Origin of the sequence: Roseateles subflavus, from assembly GCF_030285365.1 — a bacterium.
Taxonomy (GTDB): domain Bacteria; phylum Pseudomonadota; class Gammaproteobacteria; order Burkholderiales; family Burkholderiaceae_C; genus Roseateles_B; species Roseateles_B subflavus.
Map to the genome: position 1 here is coordinate 108,899 of NZ_JASVDS010000008.1, position 23,566 is coordinate 132,464.

Genomic DNA, 23,566 nt, shown 5'->3' on the forward strand with positions numbered 1-23,566 from the left:
CCTCTGACCCTTCCTGTTCCCGGAGTGCCGTAGATGTTCAATGCACAGCAAGAGTTTGACTGGATGCTGTTCGACTTCGAACGCAATCTGCAAGGTGAGCGTCACGCCAACGAAGTTCAGTCGCTCGAGGAACAACTGGAGTCTGCCCGTGCTTCCTTGCGGCGCGCAGGGCTGAAGTGCGGCCGACTGCAAGCCTTGCTGAGCGTGATCGAGAAGACCCTGAGCAGCTATGAGCCGCGGCACCCCATCCTGAACGATGAGCGCCTGCGCGATGCGGTGTGCGAAAAGGGAATGGACGCCTTTCAGTCCGGCGCGACGTTGCGCCAGGTGGCGCAATTGGCTGGCGGTCTGGCGGTGCCCGGTGTCGAGGGTGGTGTTTCCTTCGCTGCGCTGGCCAAGGCGCTGGTCGCAGCCAATGCGCAGGTGACAGAGCTGAAGTCGAACCATGCCCAATTGGAGGGCCGCTACAAGGGGCTGCTCGAGGACACGGTGCGGCACCGAGCCCAGCGTGCGGCCTTCCGGGCAGAGTTGGGGCGCGTGGCCCCTAACAACCCACTGGTGCAGGACGCGGGCCTTCGCCAGCGGGTGTCGGACGCCGGACTCTCCGCCTGGGCCTACACGGCCGCGCTGCCAGACCAGAGATGGAAGGCCGTCGACCTGGCCGGTGCGACCTTCATGTTGACCTACAAGCCCGCGTCCCATGGTGCCAGCGGCCTCGCTGGCGCGTCTCAAGGTACGTCGGGCTCTTTCGATGGCGGCGCTGGCGTCGACGATGAGGTGGTGCCTGACGACGGGGGGCATCCCCTGGACCACGGGCAGGATGATTGGGTGCCCGATGGTCCCGAGGAACTGGTCTCTGTGTCTCCGCTAGGTGGCCCTGACGATCAACAAGTGTGATCGCCGCTACGTTCAGCGCGAGGGCATGCGCTCGGTCTGCTCGGTGAAGGCCATGCGCTCCAGGTGGGCGTGCACGTCATCTGCCGAGACCCCAAAGCGCGCTGCGCCAAATGGATTGCTGTAGATGGCGCGCACCTGGTCCTCCACGTAGGCCTTGAACTCGACCACCCGATCTTGATCGACCCCTTCGGGCACGAGGTCCTCGTCGCTGATGATCAGGGCCTTCACGGCCGCGCGGACTTCCTGCCTGTAGTCGACAGCGATGCGTGACGGCTCGCGATCCTTGCGCATCAGCTCGAAGCGCTCGCAGCTGCGCAGGTAGCCCTCGACGAAGACCTTTGACAGCAGGGCCGGCTCATTGAACTCGTAGACGGCCAGGATGCCGTCGGTGTAGGCGTGGTAGTCCACGTCCATCCAGCTCATAGGCGTCACGCCGGCGCGCAACAATGGGATGTTGCAGGCCACGCGAGCGGTGCGCTTGTTGCAGTCCACAAAGGGCTGCAGATAGGGCAGGTGCACGTTCAGGAAGAAGGCCTGCTCAAAAGGGTTTTCGATCGCACCAGCCTTGGCCAGGATGGCCTGGAAGAGAGAGGCAATCTGCGAGGGAGAACGCGGGGGAATGTAGGCCGACCGGCCGATCTCCACGGGCGAGAGCCGCAGGGCGCCAGAGTCGCGCGGATCCTTCAGCAAGTCGGACGAGAGTAGTGCGTGCAGGGTTCGGATGTCCGATTCGCGCGTGCTGATCGCATGGCCGGTGGCGATCGAGCTGGCGCAGGCGTTGTCAATGATGTACTGGATCGCATCGCGGTGATTCAGGATCATCACCTTGTCGGTGTGGCTGGCCCCCTGCTTGCTCACCTGGTGCTCGATCAGATCCACCGTGCAGGCGTGATCGTAGGTGTTGCCCTCCAGTCGTGAGCTGGAGAACGTCAGGTCGTACAGGAAGGACTTCACGTCGCGTTCGCCCAGTCGGCTGAGCGGTGCGCTGCCGACGGGACAGCGTGCCGCCAAGCACTCCCGCTGCCGCTCGTCGAGGTAGAAGGTCTCGTTGGGCTTGTAGCTTTCGAGAAACGATTCCTGGTAGACCGCCTTGGGACGTGATGTATGGGGCAGCTTCAGCTGCGCCTCGACGTGGGCCTGCCGAGCGAGGCCCGAGGCGTTGTAGCGCGTGCGGTTGCCTTCGCCGGTCTTCTGGATCAGGCCCAGCGACAACGCGCGGTTGATCCACCGAAGGACGGTGATGGGCGCGGAGTCGAAGTGGATTCCTCGGGCCCGGGCGTCTTCAGCCAGCATTTCCATGACCTGGCCGCGACTGCACCCGGGGCTGGACAGGATGGCATGTGCCGCGCGGGCAGCCATTTCATCGACGTTGTGGTGGGCATGCATGCTTGATTTCAGTCTCGCGTGACAATAGGATGATTTTGCATCACTATAATCATGCAACACTAAATACGGCACATTGAACTAGGAGATGCTGATGACGGCAGGCGTCGAACCTGAATTCCATCCCATTGCCGAAGGAGCATGGCTCAATCGTGCGCTCGGATGGCTCGCTGTTGCCGTTGTGGCGATCGCGGTCTGCTGGTCGCCTGATTCCGTGGTGCTGGACCTCATGTCCACCTCGGCACGCAAGGTCTTCGAAGGACCCAGGGCGCTGGTGGTGAATGCTGTCGCAGGGTGCGCTGCACAACGCCGGAGCCGAGGTGAGGACGACTAGGCCTGCAGAACCACCGCCATGGAATCTCAGCGAAATGGCGGAAATCGTGATGCACAAATATCATCATGCACAAGTAAATGGAGCGGCCGTGCATGTCGGCCGGACCGCGCAAGCTCATGAAATTCCCCCGCTTCGGATCCCGCCTTGCTGCCTTGCTGTTCGGCTCGGGTGAAGCCGCGTCTGCGGCGCCCATACCGGAGGCAGAGCAGCCCAACGCCGAGCTGCTCGAACGGCGTCTCGCCGACGCCTTATGCGGGCGGCTGAAAGACGCCAACCGGCAGGAGATTCACGCGCTATGCACGTTCATGGAGCGCGAGGTGATGCCTCTGCTGGGGGGGGACTCGCTGCTGCGGGTGGCAGAGGTCATTGAGGCCAACGCGCCGGACGCCATTGAAAGCATCCCCTCTCTTCAACGCCACCAGAAGCATCTGCAGCGCGCAGAGCGCATGGCGAGCATCTTCGAGCGGGGGAATCTCCAGGCGTTGACCAAGGCTTTCGAAGAAGAGGCGCTGCGCGCCCAGGGCCAGTAAGCGACGCGGCCATGGAGCAGCAGATGAGCAAGGTGAGAAGAGAGGGGATCTGAATGGGAATGGTCAGTCGGATACTCCGGGGCTTCGGCCGGCTTCTTGCCTATCCGGTGATTCGCCCGATGGAAACCATCGTGGCCAGCAGCCGGCGGATCTCGTCCGACGTCCGCGACTACCGTGCGCTTCGCGCGCGCCGGCGGGCCGAGCAGGACGAAGCCTCGGTGCAGGAAGGCACAGACCTGGCCACGATGAGCGACCGGGATCGCTTCGAGGCATTGGTGGTCATGAACGGCTGGACACCTTCAGAGCTGGAGCGCCAGCTGCTCGCAGTGCGCCGCACGAAGCTGATGGCGATCTGCGGCAGCGTGGCGGGCACGGTTCTGGCAATGGCCAGCATGTTCCTTGTCCCCGTCTGGATCCTCTTCGTCATTGCGCCCGCCGCGGCCCTCTTCGTGATCATGGGGCTGATCCGCACTCTCCAGTTCGGCCTGTTTCAGGCGCAGCTCGAGCAGCGCCGCCTGATGAAGTTCCACGTCTACCTGGGGCGCCAGGACCTGTTCATGCACCTCTTCAGCTAGGGCCCAGCCTGCTGCCAAGTTCCTCGAAACCCCATGGCCTCACATCGCGACAAAGACAAACCTGAAGGCGTGCTCGAGCAGATCGGGCTCGTGCTGTTCGCCATCAGCTTCATCATCGGACTTGTCTGGTTGGCGGCGTCTGACAAGATCGTCGTCTTCTGGGCTCCGATCCTCCAGGTCATCGGAGCAGCATGGAGCTGGGTGCCTGTCGATCTGTTCATCCGAAATGGTGCCAACGTGGCGATCACCACCCATCGGATGCTCGCAGCGCCCGCGAACGTGTCCCTGTTCAGCTGGCTTGCCTTTGTCAACCTGGCGATGGCGCCGCTGACCATCCTGCTCAGCCTCCTGTACCTGGTCTGGCTCATCAGGTCCTTGCTGCTGCCCACGAGCAACGTCTTCCGTCGGTTCACAGACGCGGACCTGCTGCTGCGCATGATGTCCTACCGCTTCACGGGCGTCGCACCCATCCTGCACCTGCGCAAGGCCCTGGCCAAGAACACCGACCCTCTGTGGCGTCGCCAGACCTTTCCTGAGGAGTTCCTGCTCGAAGGGAACAAGAAGCTCGGTGGGCAGAAGCTGGTCAATGAGCACACCGGACAGTTCTACGACGCCAACGTCGAGAACTACTTGAAGGGCATCGTGCAAGGAGCCAAGGGCAACGGCAACCGACTGGTGTCGACCAGCCTCGGCCGACAGATCGTTGACATGGCGTCGGATACCAGGCACTTCAGCAAGGAAGGTGCGGGCGTCTTTGCTGACCGGATGAGCGACATCAGCAAGATCCTCTTCGGCATGCTGGTGGCTCAGGCCTTCGGAGGCGAGCGTGGCAAGCAGGACTACTGCCGCGCCCGTGACCAGCTGAATAACTCATGCCGCGGCGCGCGCAGTGGCATGGCCAACATCACTGTCGCGCAGTGGATCTACACGACCTACCGGCAGCATGAGATGGCGCATCGCCTCTTCAACATGCACCACTGGGAGTACACCTACCTCTTCAGCCTCCTGATGCAAGCGAAGAAGCAAGGCAAGTGCGGGCACTGGGAATTCCTCTGGCTTCGGCCGATGAATCGCACGCTCTGGTACGTGCTGAACACCGTGGGTCGGATGACGCCCCATACAGAAGCCGCCGCCGCGTTCAATCAGCATGCTTTCGAGGTGCGCTGCGCGGAGCTGGGCAAGGTGCCGTGCCAGATCGAGGTCACCGAAAGCCCGGACGGGAAGAAGCAAGACAAGCTGGTTCCGAGCATCTTCGTTCTGGGCGCCGTCGAGGGCTTGAAGGCCGCCTGGCTGCACTGGTTCAACGGCACCGATGACAACGACGAGTGGTGGCGCAGCAAGGACGCCTGGAATGACTTGCAGGGCATTGAGGACCTGAACCAAAAGCTGAAGCTCCCCACCAATGCTCAGGCTGACGCGGATGCTGCGGCCGCCATGGCACGCATGACGCAATCCGATCTCAGTGGAGGCGGCGAGGGCATGGATGTCCTGTCCCGACTCTGAACTTATCCATCAATCGAGAGGAACAGATGAACATCATCAAGCGGATCCGTGACGTCATCCAGCGGATTCTTGGGAATCGGGACCCGTCCGACACACTTCAGGTCACCGCGGTCGGCTCGTTGCGGGTCTCTGGTGACAAGGCCATCCTGCACTTGTCGAGTGGCATGGCGTTCGAGGCTTCGCTGCAGCTCGACGACGCAGTGTCCAAGTTCGTCGTCCGAGTGGCCCATCTGGGCGGGGGCGGATCGGACATGACCCTGCCCGTGCTGGACCATCGCTTTGACCTGAGCGATGTCGTGAAGGCCCGGGAGTTCTACCTGGAGACGATCCAGTCCTGGCGCCAGGTGATCTCGGCCGCTGGAACGGCCAAGGTCGGAATGCGCTCGTTCCTCTGGCCGTTCGCCTGCGGCGCCGCGGTCGTGGTGGCCCTGGCCTTCTTCTTCTCGCCGGGAGCCAGCAGCAACCAGGGCGCCGCAGCGGCGGCCGCAAGCATGTCGCTGGCCGACACGGGCGCCGCGCTTGCGCGGCAGCAGGCCCAGACTTCCGCCGCGGCGCCTGGTGCAGGGGCGAAGCAGCAGCAGGCCGTCCTGTCGGACGAGGAGGCCAAGAAGGTGGCAAGTGCAGGCCGCGTCCTGGTTCGTGAGGGCAAGAAGATGCTGGTAGCGTTCAGCGACCCGAATTGCCCTTCTTGCCGCGACCTGGACATGCAGGCGTCGCGGTTCGACGGCAACACGGGCTTGACGGTCATCCCGGTGGCCTACAAGGAGGGGTCGCGCGACCTGGCTGCTTCGATCCTCTGCTCGACCAATCCCGGCAAGGCCTGGGCCGACTACATGCAGGCCGGCAAGCGGCCTGGCAACGGCCCTTGCGACAAGGGCCTGGCCCTGGTGGATGCCAACAAGGTGCTCTTCGAGCAGATCGGTGGCACGGCGACGCCTACGCTGGTGGCGCCGAACGGCACCCTCGCGGCGGGCGCGGCCGACACCCCTGTCCTCGTGGCCTGGGTGGCTGGCCACAGCCGATAGTTCGAATCAAGAGGTCACCACGTGGCAGCCAAAACTCACGACCAGCCTCTGGCCTCCGGGGCCTATGCAATGGCATGCCGAGAGACCCGCAAGGTCTGGCAATCTGGATCACTGCTGGCGAAGGTGCGGACGCAGCACCATGGGGAGGCGCTCAGGCTTCTTCAAGAGGGCACGCCGGCGGAACTCTCTGAGTTCGTCACGGGCGTTGCCGGGCCCCTTTTCCCGGGGAAAGCCGCGTTGGCGGACCACCCGATGACGCGCAATGGCCAAAGGCTGGCCGGCGTTGCGCTGGAGGCGATCCTGCAGGCCGTACTGCTGCCTGTCCGACCGGCCCACGATACGAGCATGGCCTTGATCGACGAAGCGATCAAGTCGTGGGTGGACACCGGCCGGATGCCGGCCGGTGCGACTGGCGAGACCAGTGACGCACATCGCATCGCGGACTTGCTGGAGGAGCAGGCGAGGGCGCATGCGGCTGCGATGCCAAAGAAGGGCAGAGCCAGTCAGCCTGGCGCGGACTTGCGGCTGGCGGTCGTCGCCACGCTGGCGCCGGCGCTGACCACGCTTGAGTTCATTGCTGGCGCGCCCGAAGGGGCCATCGGAGCCGGACTTCACGCCACCGATTTGGGGGCGGGCAAGGACGCACCCGACGGATTGGGTGATTCGGCTTCCAGGCCCGGCGTTCACTGACAAATCGGCTGTTGAGGAAGAACCGCTCATGAGCCGTTTCATCGAGTCCAGGCATGCACTGAAGATCGGCGATCGCGTCGTGGATGTGCGTCCCTGGGATGTGAAGTTCGCCGAGTTCATGGGGCAGAAATTCGCCCTGTTGTTGCTGGGCATCCCCGTGCTGCTCTTTGCTGCGGCGATCCCAATCCTGGCGCTCCCATTGCTGGGGGTGCTGACCTGGCTGATCGTGCTGCATCGCTCGTCGAAGCCGACATTGCCGCTTCGATATCCGGTCATCAACAAGGAGCCGGACCCGAAGACAGGCAAGCAGGGGGACGGAATCCTGCTCCACGGCAATATCGACTCCGGATCACCCTACGAGAAGTTCAAGGAGATATGGAGCTCCGACGACGATCTGCGCAAGCACATGCTGATCATCGGCTCGACGGGTTCGGGAAAGAGCGAGATGCTGAAGGCGATCTTTTTCAACGCCCTGTGTTGGTCGTCGGGCTACTTCATCGCGGACGGCAAGGCTGACAACAAGCTGCCCACCGATTCGCACACGATGGTGCGCAGCGTGGGGCGAGACGACGACATGCTCAGCTTGAACTTCCTGCTGGGCGGGAAGACGCCGCAGCAGATCGCTAAGTCTCGTCGACGCCGCACGAACGGTATGAACCCGTTCTCCAGTGCCGATGCCGACACCATCATCCAGATGGGCGCCAACATGCTCCCGAAGGTCGAGGGCGAAGGCAAGAACTGGCAGGAGAAGGCGCTGAACTTGTGGCGCGGCGCGGTGGCCGCTCTGTGCCACAAGCGCGACACGCAGGGCTTCGAGGTCTCGGTGACGACCATCATCGACTACCTGGCGCTGCACCGTGTCGAGGAGCTCTATGTCGAGGGCTACCGCGAGGCCCAGAGCAACAACGGTGAGTGGTCGCTGGGTTTCACAGGCATCAAGTCCTACCTCGAAACCGGCATCCCTTACAAGATTGACCGCCTGCTGGCCAAGCATGGCCTGGCTGACATGCCCGCGCCGGCGCGCCCGGGCACGAAAGCAACAACGGACCAGGATCCGGAAACGGCAAACCAGCATGCCTACCGGACCTCGCAGCTCATCCCCGTGATGAACCTGCTGGACAAGACCTACGGCCACATCTTCCGCGCAAAGTTCAGCGAGATCGACATGCTCGACGTTACGCTGAACAACCGCATTATGACGATGCTGATCCCGTCGCTCGAGAAGAGCGCCCAGGAGGCCGAGAACCTGGGAAAGCTGGCGATCGCGTGCCTTCGGGTCATGATGGGCCGAAACCTTGGCGCCGACATCGAAGGTTCGCGCCAGGAACTGATCGAGAGCAAGGTCACGAAGTCACCTTACCCGTACATCGTCGCGCTCGACGAGCTGGCCTACTACTTCGCCGACGGCATCGCCGTGATCTTCGCCCAGGCGCGGAGCCTGGGCTTCTCGATGATCGCCGCGGCGCAGGATCTGGAGAAGCTCACCGAAGGCAACCGCGCTGCTGAGGCCGGCGCCATGATGGGCAACCAGGTGAACAAGGTGTTCATGCGCATTGACGATGCGAAGAAGACCTGGGAGTTCATCCAGAACGCGCTGCAGAAGGTGACGGTGGCGGTGCGCAGCGCCTACGAAGTGACGGGCAGTGGGTGGCGTCGCAAGGGCGGCGAGGTCGACGTGCGTGAAGTGGACGTCGTGTCGTTGCCCGAGTTCCAGGCGATGAAGGGTGGCGAGTGCGTGTTGAACTCAATGGGCCAGACCATGCGCATGAAGTCGCTGTACATGGCCAAGGACCTCGAGAAGCACCAGAACGACGACTTCTTCGTCCTGCGCTTCCTGCAGGTTCCATCTCCGAAGCAGGATGAGATGGACAACTTCAGCCTCGACCGGGACGTCTTCAAGAGTAAGTTCCGCAAAGGTGAGGTGCTCAAGCAAAGGATCTGCGGCGACATCAAGTTCGTGCGGCCGCAGCTACCGAGCGATTCGGTTCTTGCTGCGGTCCAGCAATGCTCGGCGAAGCTGTCGCCTCATGTCGGAGGCGCGCTGCGCGCCATCGCGCTCTACACGGCCGCGAAGGACGCCCTGCTGGCTGAAGATGACAGGAACAAGCAACAAAGCCAAGGTGAGGCGCCCGAGCGGCCCCAGCAGGCTGAAGCAGGCCAAGCGGTCGTGAGTGCGGAGGTGGCGGCGAGCTATCTCGGAGCGGACGATGCTGCGAGGCCGGCAGTCGTGGCCAATGCCCAAAGTGCCCAGAAGGCCGACATCATGGCCTTGGCCGACGAGCAGGGGGCACTGCTCGCAGATCTCCTTCCCTTCGAGCGCAAGCCGGTGTCGGCCGTGGCCACGCCGGCGTCGGCCTGGGCGGCTGTGCCGGCGGTCGCCGCTGAGCCGGAGGCGCGGTCTCCTGATCCTGTGGATGCGTTCCTGGCCGGCTTGAAGGTCTTCAACATGCCTCCTCTGCCTCTGTCTATGGCCGCGGCAGGCAGCAGTGACCTGTCCGGGACTGCTGTGCTGGACGCTGTGGCGATGGCGGTGCTGGCCCCTTCCGGTGCGCCTGCAGACCTTGTCGAGACGCCGTCATCGGTCGCTGCATCTACGTCGCCGCGCCCGGCGGCCAAGTCCTGGGTGGCTCAGGCCTTCGACGTGGTCAACCAGGACATCACGACGCCGGCGGCCTCGCCTGCTCAGTCGGTCGACGCGGGCGTTGCACAGGAACCCCAAACGTCGGCGGAGTCGAGCACGGCGGCCGTGTCAACCGTTGTCGGATTCACGGCTGAAACCATCGCCAGCGTTGAGCGCCTTCACACGGCACTTGGCAACGATGACCCCAAGGGGGCGACTCGCGAGATCGAAGCGCAGATCTCTCGCCAGATCACCCCGACCATTTCCGCAACCACCGAGCTCGACCATGCCATGTTGGCTGCGCTGCTCGATGACCTTGATACCGCTGCCAACCACGGAGGATGACCATGTCTGCAGCTGCTCCCGCCCTGTCTCCCATCGCCGCAGCAACGGCTGAGCTTGCGCCCGACCATGCGGCCGGGGATTCGCCCATCAAACCGCCCGAGCATGGCTTCGGCACCCGCCTTCGTTCCATCGGCAACATCGATGTCACTCCGGCGCTTTCGAAGACCTGGGGGGCCATCCAGAAGGTCGGCGGCGTCGGCGGCAAGGCGACCATGTTCACCGCTGAACAGGCCGCGGCGCTGGCCCGCAAGATCTACGAATGGATCTGCGCCTTTCTCCGTCGCATCGGATTCGCGTTGGGTCGCAACGTGGTCGCGACGAGCGAGCCGACCGATGCGCAGCTGCAGGGCAAGGAGCCCTTGCATGTGGCGGCTGAGGCCGCCACTGCGGACCAGGTAAGTGGGGCGCTCTCTGGACGCAAGGCAGTCCCGATCGAGCCAGCCATGGCCGACTCCGCTCTGATGCAGGCTGCGTCGAGTTTGGCTGAGCACGTCGATGCCACGATGCCCCTAGATCCCGACGTGATCTTCAAGGAGCCGGCCGTCGAATACTTCGAGCGCATGGTCGATGATCTCTGCAAGATCCTGGCAGCCAACCAGCAGGAGGCCCAGATCAAGCGCGAAGAGCTGGACAAGATGATTTCCGACTTGGCCGAGCGTGAGGGCGCTTCCAAGGAATCGATCCAGGAAATGCTCGCGAGTCCGATGGTCCAGTCGATGCTGGACAAGGAAGGAAGCCTCAAGGCCATGCGCGAGAACGTGATCTTCCTGGACGCCCAGGCCGAGATGGCCACCGTCGCCATGAAGTCGCTGGTCGACGCGGCTGAGACCTTCGGTATCGAGAAGCCGACGGCTGCCAAGGTTTTGCTCGGCGCCGTCGAGAAATATCAACTGGCTGTCGACAAATTTCCGGACCTCGAACAGTTCAGGTCTGCCGAGGGTGTTGGCCATGGTGATACGGAAGCAGGTGTTGTATATTCTGCAAAACAAAAAGAAAGCCCATCTGGCGAGGAAATGAAGGGTCTTTCGACGTCGCCATTTGCGCGCTTGGCCAGGATCCATCAGATGGATGTTGGCGATGACGCGGAGGCGCCCAAGATTCAGCAATAGGAGTTTCGATGAATGCAACCGTGTCGAAGGGGCGCGGCAAAACTGCAGTGAAACCGCCTCGGGGTGCCCAGTACAGGGCTTCTGAGGCTTTCCAGGCGGTCATCAACGATCATTCGACGCCGGTAGACTGGATTGCACAGCCTGACCCCGAGCGCCGGCCGCTCACGGGGCACGACGTTGAGCAGTTCCGCGTTCGAAACCAGCTCTCCTTCAATACCGCCGCTGATGCGCTGGCGTTCGTCACGCCGTTTCATTTCAAGAAGCATGCGGGCACGAGCGGTCCATTGAAGATCGAGTTCGAGCTGCTGCTCCGCATCTACGCCCGTCACCCGAGGCCGGCGCCGTGGGTGGTCGTCACGCCGAAGCAGATGTTCGAGCGCTTCTATGGTCAGCTTGCCGATGAGTTCGGCGATGTCTCCAAGAAGCCAGCGAAGGCCATGCTGTATTCACGGTTCGGAGCCTTGTTTGGTCGGTATGCGGACGCTGTGCGCCGCTGGGTGGAGTCGAACGGCAAGGCAGAGCGGGTGACCCTGCGGGCCATGGAAAAGCTGTCTGAGTTGGAGAACCCGCGGGCACTTGCCGAGGAACTGGCCCGCCAGATATACGGCCTGCGTGGCCTCGACTTCGATCACGAGTTCCCGCTGCCCGACCTCAAGAACCCGCCCATTCCAGGCAAGAGAGGGCCAACGAAGGGCCGCAAGGCCGCTGCGGACGACGCGGTGATCAAGAAGATCATCAAGCGCAAGGCCGGCGGGGTGGATGAAAAGGCGAGCGTCAACCCTGCCGCCAAGTCCCCATCTGTAAAGAAGACGACCAAGGCGCCTGCTGTCAAGAAGGTCGCCAAGTCGCCCAACCCTAAGACGAAGACCTGATGAAACCGATCAAGCCTTTGCATCCTGTTTACCACCGTCAGAAGGGGTGGGCGATGGTCTGCACCTTTGCCTTCCTCGACGGCAAGCTGCCTGACTCTCTCGTTTTCCGGAATTGGTTGATTCCTTACGAGGGGAGCGAGGCCGAACCCTCGGGTGTGGACATGCCCTGGGGGATCTTCGGCTCGAATGCACTTCAATCGGGCATGTTCATCGCGAACAACTTTGCTACCGCCAACAAGAAGGTGATGGTGCTGTTGCAGGCCTGGTACCAGACCAATGAGGCCACCGGGGGCGCGCTCATCTCCAGCATGGACGAGGCGCGTGCGAAGGGCATGCTCAATCTTGCGCGCATTGCTTCCAAGTTCCGCCAGGAGCTGCGTGAGAAGCTGATGACCATCATCCGTGAGTATCGGCCGGAGCCGCATCTCATCGGGCTTGAGCGCCTCGACTGGGAGCAGTTCCTGGCGGCCGAGCCGCGGGCGGTACGGGAGTTCTTGCGCCGCAGCGAGGACCTGTACATGATCATGCATCCTGTCATCCAGCAGTTCGATCGAACCCGCAGCGACACGCTGATGATCGCGAGCTTCAAGCCCGATCCGACGCGCATCATGGCGGCGGAGGCGCGCTACATGGATCAGATCAAAGTCCTCATCTGACCGCCGTGCGCAAGCCTATGACTCGCCTGGTTGCGTCGAGCACCAGGCGAGTTTTCATTTGAGGCTTGGGCTGAGGATAATCTGCGCATAGTGATCTTTGCGCGGCCTAAATGACCAAGTCGTTCTCCCAGCACTTCCTCGATTTCGCCGGCGACCTGGTCGGCATCCCCACGATTGTTCGGGGCGCCATGCAGGCGCTCGGCGATCCTCTGCCAATGCCAGACGACAGCAAGGCGGGCATCGATTTGCGCGGCCGCATGCAGTGGGATCAGCTCCTCTGTCGTGACTACGGCGACAACTCAGTGGTTGGGGCGACCGAGGTGATCGAGGACTGGACCTGTGACATCAGTGATGTTTTCGGCCTGGCCGCTTCGAAGTCTGATCTGCGTCGCTTTACGAGCCTCGAGGAGATGGTCCGGGCGGACTTCCCGAGCTTGCTCAACGACGTCTCGCTGGAGGGCCTGCAGCGGCTGAAGGAGCACGACGGAGGCAAGAACTTCAATACGGATCCGATGCGCACCTTCATGGTGAACGCCTGGGATGGCCGGATCTACCTCTCCAACGACGGCGGTTCGCGCCATTTCGCGGCCGCGCAGTACGTCGCCGGCCAGCTCGGCCAGCAGATCGAGATGACTGGCAAGCTTGAGGTGCGTCGGTTGAACATCTTCAAGATCCAAGAGGTCAAGAAACGCTACCGTGCCTTTCGCATCTCTGAGAGTGGGTTCAGTGAGCTGGAGGACGCGGTCCGCGTTTTCGGCGGTGCTTCTGGCAGTGCCCGGGACATCAGCCAGGTGATTCGGTTCCCTGAATCGCCGGACGAGCGCTACTCAGTGATCTACACGATCGACATCAGCACGAGCCGTGGCCAAAAGATCGCAGCGGTGATGAACGAGGCCGGCCATATCGAGCTGCTGGGGCATCTCGAAAGCCTGTGCAGCAATCAGCACAAGTGGATAAGGCACCTAGAGCTGATCAACAACCGCAACACCTACGGTGTGGAGGACCCAGGCTTCCTCGCCAATCGGTACCACGGGTAGGGCAGCCGGCGCCTTATGGCCAGCCAGCTGCAGACACCCTTCGATCGCCGAAGGTCCATTGCGATCGCGGCCTGGCTCTCAAATGATGCGCGTGATCATCAGACGCGTCACGCCGAGATCGAAGCGCTCGAAGAGCTCCCAGAACTTCGCAGCATGCGGGCCTCGCTGGGCCGCGTGTTGCGCTTGGCGGTGCCAGCTGACCAGAGGGCTCGAAGTTGCAGAACGTTCATGTGATGTCCTTCGCTTCGACATGGAGGCAATACCGGCACTCGCAGTAGGTGCGGTCTTGGTGGACCTTCCATGGACCGAGCCCCTTCTTCTGGCATGCTGGGCAACGGGAACACTTCGGAGTGGTGAGGCCGCGCCAGGTGCCGCCGAGCTTGAACGGACGGCTACCCACGATCCGGTCCCCTGGGCTGGGGCTGGGCGGCGTCCCCCATGGTGTACGCATTGAGCACCTTGCGATGTTCAGGCCGGCTGGATGGGAAATCCTCGGTCATGGTTGCTCCAATGGTCAGGCGGCGGATGTCTGCATATCCGGCGTGAAGCTGGCCTTGGTGATGGTGCGTGCCGGGTCGATGTAAACGCCCGTGATGTCCTCGAGGGTGCGGCGCCCCCGCTTCTTGTCCGGCATGAGCATGACCTGACCGGTGCTGCGCTCCAGATGCACATACTTGCGATACAGGTGCGGATCGTTGAGCAACTCGGGCCGTTCGGTGGCCAGCCGCGCAGCCGTCTTCAAATCGGCTTCGCTGGCAAGGATGCAGAAGACGCAGCTGAAGCGCCGCATGCCCAGAGAGTAGACGACGTGGGGCTGTTGGCCGGCCTGGGCAATCGCCTCGAAGACCTGCTTCTCAGTCCAGTCGTGGATCGGCAGCCAGTCGTACCACTCCCGGTTCGCCTTGCTGTTGCGAACGCTGTACTGGAAGGGCTTCAGCTTCGCGCGTTTGGGGCTCTCCTGGGCCCGCATTCCCATGCAGTTGACGACCAGCCCCCAGGCCTCCAACCCGAGGGCTTGGCGCTCGCGTGTGATCTTCCGGATCGTTCGCTCGATGGGCCCTCGCTTGAGGTCGCTGGTGCACTGGCGCCGCGTCGGCGACGGGAACATGCCGCGCTCTTCGATCATCTCCAGCAGGGTGCGTCGGGCTGAGCAGACGCGAAGCGGCTCACCGGCTGTGGTTGCCTTGATGTGCTCGACTGCGCCTGCCCACTCCACCACCCCCAGGTTGGCGTGGATGTGGACGATCTGGTCTGCCGGGACGAACTGCCGCAAGTAGAGGTACATCGCCTGGCTGTCCTTCCCGCCGCTGTGGTTGACGGCGAACAAGGCGCCTCGGCTGATCAGATCCTCGATTTGTGGTGGCAAGGCGAGCGGAGAGGCGGTCGGCATTCCTGCAGTCCTGTAGAAAATGAAATGCATAATACATATTATGCAAAACGATACTAGCAACCCAGACAGAGGAATTCAATGAGCCTTGAACACCTGAACTCCCCGTTCGCCAAGCTGGTGAAGTCGCGAGCAGTGCCGCCGGCGCCGGTCGCAGAGGCTCGACAAGTTCCCACCGATATCACGACAGCGATCAACTTCTCAACACTGAACGATCCGGTATTCAAGGCCGCGGCAGAGCGCGCCCGTCAGGAAGAGCAACGTAGGCTCGAAGAGGAGGAACACGAGCTGAAGGCAGCGCTCGAAAGGTGCTTGAATGCCCTCGACCAACTCCCCGCGAACGAGCGCAGCTTCATCAACTCGTGTCGCAATCGACTGAACACCTGTCGCCCGTTATCCCAGGCACAACAGGCATGGCTGCTCGACATTGCCCAGCGCATCGATCCGGTGGCTGATGAGGAGTCGGGTGACCTGAACCACCAGCACACCGCTGGAGGCTGAAGATGATCCACCTCATCACTATCGACCTGCAGGAGCAGGTCCACGCTCAGGCCTTGGGACTTACCAAGACCCTCCACCTCTACGGCTGGGGAAGGGACGCAACGGAGGCCGGCCGCAACGTCATGGCCTATTGCCTCGGCGCAAACCTGAGTCCCGAGCGGATCAGAGGAGCAATCCGGAGCCAGAAGCAGGATTTCGACAGCTTCACCTTCCCAGAGCAGATCTACGGTCTGCCACCTGGCTTCGGACGACTGGCGATCTCCAAGAGCAAGTCCTCTGAGACGATGATTGACGAAGCGCTGAAGAAGCTCGAGTCGAACCATCAGCTCACACAGCTCGGGCTCAAACTGATGGCGACTTTGAATCTCCGATCAGATAGCCCTTGCCTGGAGGAAGCACGCCGCGCGGCTGCTGACCAGGCCTTCGTCGACTTCGACTTCGGTGACGACGTCCGTGTGGAGGCGGCCAATGGATGGGACTACCTGGACGGGCCCGGGGCCACTGCCTGGACCCGGACCGTCTTCGTCGCTCCGCGAAAGGCCGATGGCCAGGCTGGCGATGGTCTGCTGCAGGTTGTGCGCTTCACCGTGAGCTTTGAGGTCGGAAGCCTCGACGTAGTGCAGGTCTGCGCTGTCGATGAGAAGGGCGATCCCCTGGGCGCTTCTCGCTGTCAGGGGGCGCAGGCGGCTCCGGCTCCCTGATGGCAGTTTCGGCGCCGAAATCAGGCGCCTATGGCTTCCCTCTATTGAGGATCACGAAGCCCGCGTGAACTGACCTGCCGACAGCATCTCGAACATCCGCCCCCAGACCCAGCCGGCCAGGAACGGATGGGGCGCCGTTGCCGCGAATGCTTCAATCTGCTCCAGGGACCACGTGGTCATGCCTCCGAAGGCTTCGAGCTGGGCGAAGAAGTCGGGGTAGAGCTCCTCAGCTGTTCGCATGAAGCCCAGATACTCCGCAATGCACGAAGGGGAGGCAAGCGCCATGGCGATGCCCGGGTGCGCTCCCGCCTTCTGGGAAGCTGCCAAGGGGAGTGCAGGCGCAGCCGCAACCGTGGTGTCTGCGCCGGATAAATGATGCTGAGCTCTGTCCAGCAACGACGGCGCGAAGCTTGAACTGTTCTTCTCGGCTGCCGCCTGCTCACAAACACCGTTCATCAGTCCCCTCCATCAATTGATACAAATCACGTGCGTTCGGTGCGCACGATTGTTGCCTTCAAATGGCACGTCAAGTGCGCTTAGAGTGCGTAAACTGTGCGTATTGCGGATCGCTCGTGCTTGTGGTAGTTCGCTGCAGTGACTCAAGACAAGTCCACTTTGCATGCATTCGGAGTGCAGGAACTTCGGGATTACTGGCAAGCCTCCACGACAAGGCCACTGCTAAACTGGTGCGCTCAGACCGCCGCCACGATAGCAGTACTCGTGTCGCTGCCGTGCCTTCAGAGCGCACGGTGCGTGCTTTCTTAAACCATGGCTTCAGGAGATCGATTCGATGTCCACCCTCCAGACCGCGACTGCATCCCATCATGGTGTGAGCGATGAGGCGGCGGCTCAAAGTGCTTCCCTAGCACTACCCACAGCGTTGCGCTATGACAAGCGGGCGCTGAGCAAGGCAGCGCTCGACGACATCAATGCACTCAATGGTGCAGCGCCTGCTGCCTTCACATGGCAGCTGATAGGTTCGTGGGTTGTCATCGCCCTGGCATGGGCTGCGGCTATCTATTCCTCTTCCCCAGTGGTCTATGTCGTCGCGGCAGTGATCGTTGCCACTCGCATGAACATCCTGGGCCTGCTTGTCCATGATCAGGCTCACCTGTGCGGCTACAGAGGGCGCTGGGGCGACACCGTCGTGAATTTGCTCGCCGGCTACCCACTACTGGGTCTGACAGTGGAGACCTATGCCCAGATCCACCTGGCCCACCATCGTGACTATTTTGGAAAGACGGATCCCGACTTTGCCCGCAAGAGTGGCCGTGACTGGACATTCCCTATGCCGGCCGGCCGCCTGGCTTCGCTGTTGCTCAAAGATCTTCTTGGGTTGAGTGTTATCAGTCTATTCAAGGGGAAGGCTGCCGCTATCGAATACCAGGAGTTCAAGCGACCGAATGCAACTCCGAAATGGGTTCGACCCGCATTTCTGGTTTCCCTCGCCATTGCACTCACCCTTTTGCATGCTTGGTTCTACTTTGCTGTGCTTTGGGTACTGCCGCTGCTCACGGTGATGTCCGCCATTGTCCGTTGGGGCGCTATTTGCGAGCATGTCTATGGAAAGCCAAACGACACTATTGAATCAAGCACGCCGTTGATTCTGCCCGGGCCCATTGCTCGCGTTTTGCTCCCCAATCTCAATTTCACCCTGCATCCCTATCATCATTGGCATCCGGGAATACCGTTCTCAGCGTTGCCAAAGGTCCATGAAATTTATCAAAAAGAAGGATTGGTGATTCAAGAAAATGTTTTCAATGGCTATCCAAGCTATTGGCGCTTCTTGACGGACATGTCCCGCGGAAAGATCAACTAAAAACACAGAGCGTGTGGAGGAACAAACATGGTGAATGTGCTTCTGGCCGACGATCATCAGATTCTTCGCGAAGGCACATCGATGCTCCTGTCGTCGCAGTCAGGCATCAAGGTTGTAGGAGAGGTCAGTGCCGCAAGCGAACTGCTGGCGAAGTATGAAGAGCTGAAACCTGATGTGGTGGTGCTTGATGTCGCATTTGGTGGCGATACCATCGCTGGGATCGAGGCTGCTCAACAGCTGCTCATGAAGCACAAAGCCGCCTCTATTGTGTTTCTGAGTAGTTATGACCTCGCTAGCCTGGTTCGCCGCGCCTACAACATGGGAGCGATGGCATATCTAACAAAGGACATTGATAACAGCATCCTTATCGGGGCAATCATCCAAGCCGCTTCCGGACAGCGCTACTACCACCCCGACGTATTGGCTGCTCTTGGATTGGATTCGATTGGCGAGCGCTCGAAATACGAGATGCTTTCCACAGATCAGCAACATCTTTTTCGCCTTCTTGCCCTTCAAAAGACTGGCAAAGAAATCTCTGAGGAGATGGGGTTGGCTTTGCGAACAGTGACAAAGATGACAGCCCATCTCAAGGAAACGCTGGGATTCGATCGGCCCTTGCAGTTCACCTTTATGGCGCTTCGCCTTGGCCTGGTGAATCCCAATGCGCTCCATTGATTTGATGCAAAAGGGAAGGGCCTCAGAGCCGTTCCCTCCGGGCGAAGAGCCTCCCCAGATGACGCTGGAGGAGGCGGAGATTGCTCATCATGACGATATCAGGCACTCTGGAATCGTCTTGTTCATCCTGATGGGGTCAGTTTGCTTCCTGTCGGTTTTGGCCGCCGCATTCGACACGCACGGTGGTGAACAGCAACGTATTGGGCGATTAATCTCTTGGTCTGTCGGACTTGGGATCGTTGGCATTGCTGCCATAATTTATCGAAAATACGGACTTGAGACCACGGCTCGCGTCTGCTGTTTCGGTTTTCTAGCGATGATCTTCGGCACGGCGTTCTCGACGGGCATGGGATTTTCGACCTCCGGAATTGGCGCACTGACGTCCGTTGTCGTTATCAGCGGCACATTAGGCGGAAGCCGAACAGCCATGGCGACGGGTGCGATTTCCACCATCGGACTTACGCTTCTCTTCATCGCCCAGTCCAGCGGCATGATTTCCGGCCCCAAGCCCGGGCTGGTCGCGCCTTTGCTCAGTTTCTATTTGGTGTTTGCTCTGAGTTCGCTGGGGGCTGGGTGGCTGCTTTATAGGCATAGCAAACTCTTCTGGCGTCTGGTGAAGACACTTGGACACGCGAGAGACCATATTTCAAAGGAGGTCGACAAAAAAACTGCGGAGTTGAAGATTTCGCTGCAGAACTCCGCAGAGGCTAACTCGCAAGTCCAGATGCTTCTTCAGCGTCTCCATCATCAAATTGAAGATGAACGCGCTCGAATGCGGGCTGAGCTGCATGATGCATTCGGTGCAGAAACAGCAGCGATGAGCAAATACCTGTCGATGATCAAGAATGCTGTATCTGACGGGCCAGTCACCGAAGAGCAACGACTAAATATTGCCCGCACTACTGATTTGCTCAGTCAGAGCGTCGATAAGCTGTATCGGGAAACAAGGCGCGCCATCAAGGCCCTCGGTCCTGAGCTGCTGGACCGAACTGGCCTTGGCGACGCCGTTTCAGATTTGGTGGATCAGTATCGTGCCGCGATGCCGCAATGCAGTTTCTCTGTCACTGGACTCGAAACCCTTTCCAGGGATGGAAAATCTGGGCTGGAAAATGGTCGAGCTCTGACCGTGTGGCGACTCGTCCAAGAGGCGCTCACCAACGTCAGCAAACACGCAGACGCTGGCGCGGTAGTGGTTGATTTGCGCGAAACTTCGACTCACCTCCTGGTGACGGTGAGTGATGACGGTAAGGGTTTCGACAACTCAAAACCGATTCCTGGCAAGCGCCTTGGACTAGCCTCCCTTCACGAGCGCGCACGCGCGCTGGCGGGAAAGCTGGATGTGAAATCCGCGCCAGGGGCTGGCACCAGCATCCACGTGGCCATTCCCATCGAGCAGAAGGACTGAGACGCCTCCAGCTGAATGCTGGCCATTGCGGGCCATTTGCCGCACCCGCAGGGGCCGAGTTGGGCACCTGGATGCCGTGGATAGACTCACTCAGGCAGCGGCGCTCCGGACCCGCTGGCGGCGCCACACGCCGCGATCGACGCTTTCGAACTCTGGATAGACTTGCAGGGTCTGGCGGATCTTGGCCTGGTAGTGCTGGTTTTCCGTGGGCCTGCGGCCCTCCAGAGCTCGATAGAGCGCGTCCAAAGGCGCGACATCCTGGGCGACGAGGTCGAACGCAGCGTGCACGGCCTGGCGCCATACCGAGCCGCCCTTGCCTGATCGCTCCAGCACCTGGCGCGCGGGTTTGCTCAGCGCGCTGATCTCGGCGGCCTCCCGGTAGAGGAAGAAGCCGAAGAGCCGCCGGCGGGCCTCCTTCGTGAACATCGAGAAGACGATGGGCACGCTGAGGCGGGGGAAGATGTTCCGCGGCATGAGCTCCTGCTCAATGGACCACTGCTCAGACATGGCCAGTACCTTGCTCGATGTCTGCAGCACATAGGCTGGGAGGATCAGTCCGCACCTTCCGCCTTCCTCGAGCAGCTGGTGGGCGCGGCCCAGGAAGCGCGCAACCGTCTCGGCTTGGAACGGAGGGTTGCCGACCACAGCTGCGACGCTGGACGGCAGCGGCACGGTAAGGAAGTCCCCGAGCAGCACGGTGCGGCCGGTGTCCTGTCGAGCTTTCTCCGCCCAGCGCGGGTCGATCTCCACGCCCACGGCATTCAGGTGCGATGGCAGCGCGTGCAGGAAGACACCGTCGCCGCATGACGGCTCGATCACGGTCGAGCCCGGCGTCAGGTCGGAGAAGTGGCGGTCGATGATCGCCTCCGCAACCCATCGCGGCGTGAAGTACTGGCCGAGTGCTTTGCGCTGCTCGCCCGAATCGGTGAGGTCGATAGCAGTCATGCGGTGAGCAGCTGGGGCTGCGGCGAGGCGTCATGCAGCCGCCCGTCCAGCAGCCGTCCAGCTGCCTTCTTGTCGACCTTGAAGGTCGTCATAGCGCCGGTACCGGCAAGGAATGCCAATGGTTCCATCGGCTCGTGAACCGAGCCATCGGCATGGACCACCGCGAAGGGGACGGTGCACCGACGGCCATAGATGTCATCGAGCACGCCCTGATCCTGGTGCAGCCTGGCCTTCCGGTTCGACACGTAGAGGCGGTTGGTGAAAGCCTCGTCCTGCTGGTTGATGGGGAGCCATGCGCCCCACTGCTTGAAGAGGAAGGGCACGTCGACCGCATCGCACTGATCGCGCAGCGAGCGAACCCAGTCGGGGTGCATGGGCCGGGCGTTTGGACCGCTCTCGCCGCCGACGATCACCCAGTCCAGCGCCTCGAGTGCGTTGGTGCCGTCGGCCGGGTTGCTGAAGTTGGCGAACAAACCCTCAAAGCTCACCGGGCCCAGCAGCGGCTCCATGCTCAAGAAGCGCCTGGTGGCCGGCGTTCGCAGCAGCTTCTTGACGTCCCGATCGACCTCCACCTGGTTGACCACCGTCGCCCCCAGCCAGACGTGGTCAGGCGCTTTGCCAGCAAGCCAGTCGGAGATCCAGGTGGCGAGATCGGTCAGCCCGATGCTGCTGGCCAGAGAGCAGGCTTCCTCCAAACGGGTGCGCCAGATACCAATGCGCTTGGTCAACATCAGCCAGTCCAAGTTCGGGGTTTGGCGAATGACCTCCAGCAAGTCGACAAGCCATCGGACCGGCACCTTGTTGTCCAGCCAGTCAGACTGGGAGGCGCAGAAGACGCGAAGACGTTTGCCCAATGTGCCGGCCTTGCGGTTCCAACGACCCGGCTGCTTCAAGTTGGCATCTGAGGTGCGGTACCGCGAGGCGTGCGGCCCCCAGGTCTCCATGCCCTTGGCTCGCAGCACGCGAGCAGGCGCGTCCACCTCGGCGTAGCAGTTGTCGCAGGCGAGTGAGATGTGCTCACAGCCGATCCAGGGGTTGTGCGTGTATCCCACCTCCCCGTCGGGAGTGTGGACCCATTCGATGACGGTCTCTGCCATGTTGCTCGATCCCTGCTATGCCGTGAGCTGAAGGCCACCGAAGAGCTCGAAGCCGGGTGCGGCGAGGAAGCGATTCGAGGACCCAAGGACGTATTCGCCCATGTACTCGGTCGTGACCCAGTGGCGCCCGGCCAACTCCGCCGCCAGGGCGGTCGTTCCCCAGCCAGAGCAGGGATCCACCACAACCTGCCCCCGCTCGGTGAGGTATTCGATGTAGAACTGCGCCAGCTTGAGCGGCATGGTCGCCGCGTGGACCGGCAGGCCCTGGGCGATGGCCATCTTGCGGGCGCGATCTTTGTCGGCGCACCGATGCGGAAGGATCCGCACGTTCTTCGGAATGCGGCCGGCAGTCTCGCGCCCGAAGCTGCCCGGGTAGAGGCGATACGCACCATCGCCATTGGACTTCGCGCGTTTGGCGCCACCGCCGCGCACAAAGGCCAGGTGGCGCTCGCTGTGCGGCTCGAGCACGCGCTGGTTCCTGGCCATCCACAGCACTGGATCGTTGCAGAAGATGTAGACGGGCTCCCAAGCTACGTTCAGCTGCTGCTGGGTGATGCTGGCCCAGCGGATCGGGCCCGGCGGCTTCGTCAAGTTGACCCAGGGGTCGAGCGCCATCTTCCAGAGGCCCAGCCGGTCCTTGAGAGCGATCACCAGTCGCTCGAGGTAGTCGGAGCGCGCCGGCGAGCCGGGTTCGAAGATGTCGTTGCTGAGATTGAGGCAAATGCTGCCGCCCGGCATCAGGTGCTTCGTGATCGGCTCGAGCAAGCGGATCGTCCAGTCCACGAACTCGTGTGACGTGGGGTTGCCGTAGGCGCGCGGACGTGACAGCGGGTAGGGCAAGCTGCTGAGACACAGCGCGATCGGCGCGTCGAGGGTCGGGAAGACGTCGTTCGCGTCCGCCCATAGGGCCACACCGAGGTCGGTCGAGAAGCCCAGCAGGACGCGGCCGGGCGTCGCCGGCGTCAGCTTCCTTCGGCCGGCCGGCGTGATGCGCCAGAAGCCGCGGCCGCTCGCTTCGTCGCGCTCCAGAAGTCCGAGTTTGCGAAGGCTCTGTTGCCACCAGCGCACCTTGCGCTTCAGGACGCTGTGACCAGGCTGGTCGGGGCCGAGGTCGAGCTGCTCGTCCCACGCGTCAGCGGGGATGCCAGCGCGCGCGCCCAGATCGCGATAGAGCTCAGCGTTGCTGAGTGTGCCGCCCTTGTCCGAGTAGGCCTCGAGCATGTGCTCGAAGAGGTCGCCTTGGGCGTGCTGAAACGAAGTCATGCTGCCACCTGCATACGGTAGGAGTCCTCGTGTCGGAAGTTCGCCTTCGCGAGGGCATAGGACTGGTAGGGGCTCACGGAGTTGCCGCACATGCGAACCTGGGCGGTGGCCGAGAGGGCGATGCGCGGGATCTGCAGCGGGTTTGCGACCTGAATGCCGTTGACGAAGAGCAAGGCAGGGTCAGGGATCTCGTGGAT

Annotated in this window: 23 protein-coding genes; 17 read left to right on the plus strand and 6 right to left on the minus strand. The window is 61.9% G+C overall.

The features are described 5' to 3' along the window. The first annotated feature begins 33 nt into the window (after positions 1–33). Entirely contained in the window at positions 34–897 is an 864-nt protein-coding gene (locus tag QRD43_RS20930) for a hypothetical protein (protein ID WP_285984455.1), read from the plus strand. A 12-nt stretch (positions 898–909) separates the two neighbouring features. Here QRD43_RS20930 and QRD43_RS20935 read toward each other — a convergent pair whose 3' ends face one another. Next, the gene (locus QRD43_RS20935) at positions 910–2,283 is read right to left on the minus strand and encodes a Fic family protein (protein ID WP_285984456.1); all 1,374 of its coding nucleotides are present in this window, start codon (positions 2,281–2,283) and stop codon (positions 910–912) included. Positions 2,284–2,374: 91 nt separating this feature from the next. On the opposite strand from QRD43_RS20935, the gene QRD43_RS20940 reads away from it, so the two are divergent. The 11 genes from QRD43_RS20940 to QRD43_RS20990 all read left to right on the plus strand — a co-directional run bounded on the left by QRD43_RS20940 (position 2,375) and on the right by QRD43_RS20990 (position 13,576). Beyond that, positions 2,375–2,614 carry a hypothetical protein gene (locus QRD43_RS20940; RefSeq protein WP_285984457.1) on the plus strand — a complete coding sequence of 80 codons (240 nt, stop codon included), beginning with the start codon at positions 2,375–2,377 and terminating at the stop codon, positions 2,612–2,614. Between the two features lie 116 nt (positions 2,615–2,730). Next, the gene (locus QRD43_RS20945) at positions 2,731–3,144 is read left to right on the plus strand and encodes a hypothetical protein (protein ID WP_285984458.1); all 414 of its coding nucleotides are present in this window, start codon (positions 2,731–2,733) and stop codon (positions 3,142–3,144) included. Positions 3,145–3,263: 119 nt separating this feature from the next. After that, positions 3,264–3,719, plus strand: coding sequence for a hypothetical protein (locus tag QRD43_RS20950; protein ID WP_285984459.1), 456 nt, complete (start codon positions 3,264–3,266; stop codon positions 3,717–3,719). 33 nt (positions 3,720–3,752) lie between these two features. After that, complete coding sequence (locus QRD43_RS20955; RefSeq protein ID WP_285984460.1) at positions 3,753–5,222, plus strand: secretion/conjugation apparatus DotM-related subunit; 1,470 nt, start codon at positions 3,753–3,755, stop codon at positions 5,220–5,222. Positions 5,223–5,248: 26 nt separating this feature from the next. Beyond that, positions 5,249–6,247, plus strand: a complete 999-nt coding sequence (locus QRD43_RS20960) for a thioredoxin fold domain-containing protein (protein WP_285984461.1) — start codon at positions 5,249–5,251, stop codon at positions 6,245–6,247. 21 nt (positions 6,248–6,268) lie between these two features. Continuing rightward, on the plus strand, positions 6,269–6,937 hold the full coding sequence (locus QRD43_RS20965) for a hypothetical protein (RefSeq protein ID WP_285984462.1): 669 nt from the start codon (positions 6,269–6,271) through the stop codon (positions 6,935–6,937). Positions 6,938–6,965: 28 nt separating this feature from the next. Then, the gene (locus QRD43_RS20970; protein WP_285984463.1) at positions 6,966–9,902 is read left to right on the plus strand and encodes a TraM recognition domain-containing protein; all 2,937 of its coding nucleotides are present in this window, start codon (positions 6,966–6,968) and stop codon (positions 9,900–9,902) included. Between the two features lie 2 nt (positions 9,903–9,904). Beyond that, the gene (locus QRD43_RS20975; RefSeq protein ID WP_285984464.1) at positions 9,905–11,011 is read left to right on the plus strand and encodes a hypothetical protein; all 1,107 of its coding nucleotides are present in this window, start codon (positions 9,905–9,907) and stop codon (positions 11,009–11,011) included. Between the two features lie 8 nt (positions 11,012–11,019). Continuing rightward, positions 11,020–11,883, plus strand: coding sequence for a hypothetical protein (locus tag QRD43_RS20980; RefSeq protein WP_285984465.1), 864 nt, complete (start codon positions 11,020–11,022; stop codon positions 11,881–11,883). After that, positions 11,883–12,539 (plus strand): hypothetical protein, encoded by a 657-nt coding sequence (locus QRD43_RS20985; RefSeq protein WP_285984466.1) that lies wholly within the window; start codon positions 11,883–11,885, stop codon positions 12,537–12,539. Before QRD43_RS20980 ends, QRD43_RS20985 begins: the two co-directional genes overlap by 1 nt. A gap of 110 nt (positions 12,540–12,649) precedes the next feature. After that, positions 12,650–13,576 (plus strand): DUF6685 family protein, encoded by a 927-nt coding sequence (locus QRD43_RS20990; RefSeq protein ID WP_285984467.1) that lies wholly within the window; start codon positions 12,650–12,652, stop codon positions 13,574–13,576. 514 nt (positions 13,577–14,090) lie between these two features. Here QRD43_RS20990 and QRD43_RS20995 read toward each other — a convergent pair. Beyond that, positions 14,091–14,996, minus strand: a complete 906-nt coding sequence (locus tag QRD43_RS20995) for a phosphoadenosine phosphosulfate reductase domain-containing protein (RefSeq protein WP_285984468.1) — start codon at positions 14,994–14,996, stop codon at positions 14,091–14,093. Between the two features lie 48 nt (positions 14,997–15,044). Here QRD43_RS20995 and QRD43_RS21000 point away from each other — a divergent pair, with 48 nt between their 5' ends. Both QRD43_RS21000 and QRD43_RS21005 read left to right on the plus strand, forming a co-directional pair. Next, positions 15,045–15,464 carry a hypothetical protein gene (locus QRD43_RS21000; protein ID WP_285984469.1) on the plus strand — a complete coding sequence of 140 codons (420 nt, stop codon included), beginning with the start codon at positions 15,045–15,047 and terminating at the stop codon, positions 15,462–15,464. 2 nt (positions 15,465–15,466) lie between these two features. Beyond that, positions 15,467–16,165, plus strand: coding sequence for a hypothetical protein (locus QRD43_RS21005; RefSeq protein ID WP_285984470.1), 699 nt, complete (start codon positions 15,467–15,469; stop codon positions 16,163–16,165). 51 nt (positions 16,166–16,216) lie between these two features. Here QRD43_RS21005 and QRD43_RS21010 read toward each other — a convergent pair whose 3' ends face one another. Next, a complete protein-coding gene (locus QRD43_RS21010) occupies positions 16,217–16,621 on the minus strand; it encodes a hypothetical protein (protein ID WP_285984471.1) in 405 nt (134 codons plus the stop codon). 334 nt (positions 16,622–16,955) lie between these two features. Between QRD43_RS21010 and QRD43_RS21015 the strand changes: the two genes are divergently transcribed. Genes QRD43_RS21015 through QRD43_RS21025 form a run of 3 tightly spaced genes read left to right on the plus strand, consistent with a single transcriptional unit; the run spans position 16,956 to position 20,064 of the window. Beyond that, entirely contained in the window at positions 16,956–17,984 is a 1,029-nt protein-coding gene (locus QRD43_RS21015) for a fatty acid desaturase (protein ID WP_285984472.1), read from the plus strand. Positions 17,985–18,011: 27 nt separating this feature from the next. Continuing rightward, the gene (locus QRD43_RS21020) at positions 18,012–18,659 is read left to right on the plus strand and encodes a response regulator transcription factor (protein ID WP_285984473.1); all 648 of its coding nucleotides are present in this window, start codon (positions 18,012–18,014) and stop codon (positions 18,657–18,659) included. Continuing rightward, a complete protein-coding gene (locus tag QRD43_RS21025; protein ID WP_285984474.1) occupies positions 18,646–20,064 on the plus strand; it encodes an ATP-binding protein in 1,419 nt (472 codons plus the stop codon). Before QRD43_RS21020 ends, QRD43_RS21025 begins: the two co-directional genes overlap by 14 nt. Before the next feature lie 90 nt (positions 20,065–20,154). Here the strand turns inward: QRD43_RS21025 and QRD43_RS21030 are convergent, their stop codons facing one another. The 3 genes from QRD43_RS21030 to QRD43_RS21040 are packed head-to-tail and all read right to left on the minus strand — an operon-like array spanning position 20,155 to position 23,369. After that, positions 20,155–21,009 carry a methyltransferase domain-containing protein gene (locus tag QRD43_RS21030; RefSeq protein WP_285984475.1) on the minus strand — a complete coding sequence of 285 codons (855 nt, stop codon included), beginning with the start codon at positions 21,007–21,009 and terminating at the stop codon, positions 20,155–20,157. Next, positions 21,006–22,106 carry a phage Gp37/Gp68 family protein gene (locus tag QRD43_RS21035; RefSeq protein ID WP_285984476.1) on the minus strand — a complete coding sequence of 367 codons (1,101 nt, stop codon included), beginning with the start codon at positions 22,104–22,106 and terminating at the stop codon, positions 21,006–21,008. The genes QRD43_RS21030 and QRD43_RS21035 overlap by 4 nt, the downstream gene beginning before the upstream one ends. A gap of 15 nt (positions 22,107–22,121) precedes the next feature. After that, positions 22,122–23,369: a DNA methyltransferase gene (locus QRD43_RS21040; protein ID WP_285984477.1), complete on the minus strand. Its 1,248-nt coding sequence runs from the start codon at positions 23,367–23,369 to the stop codon at positions 22,122–22,124. Between the last annotated feature and the right edge of the window lie 197 nt (positions 23,370–23,566).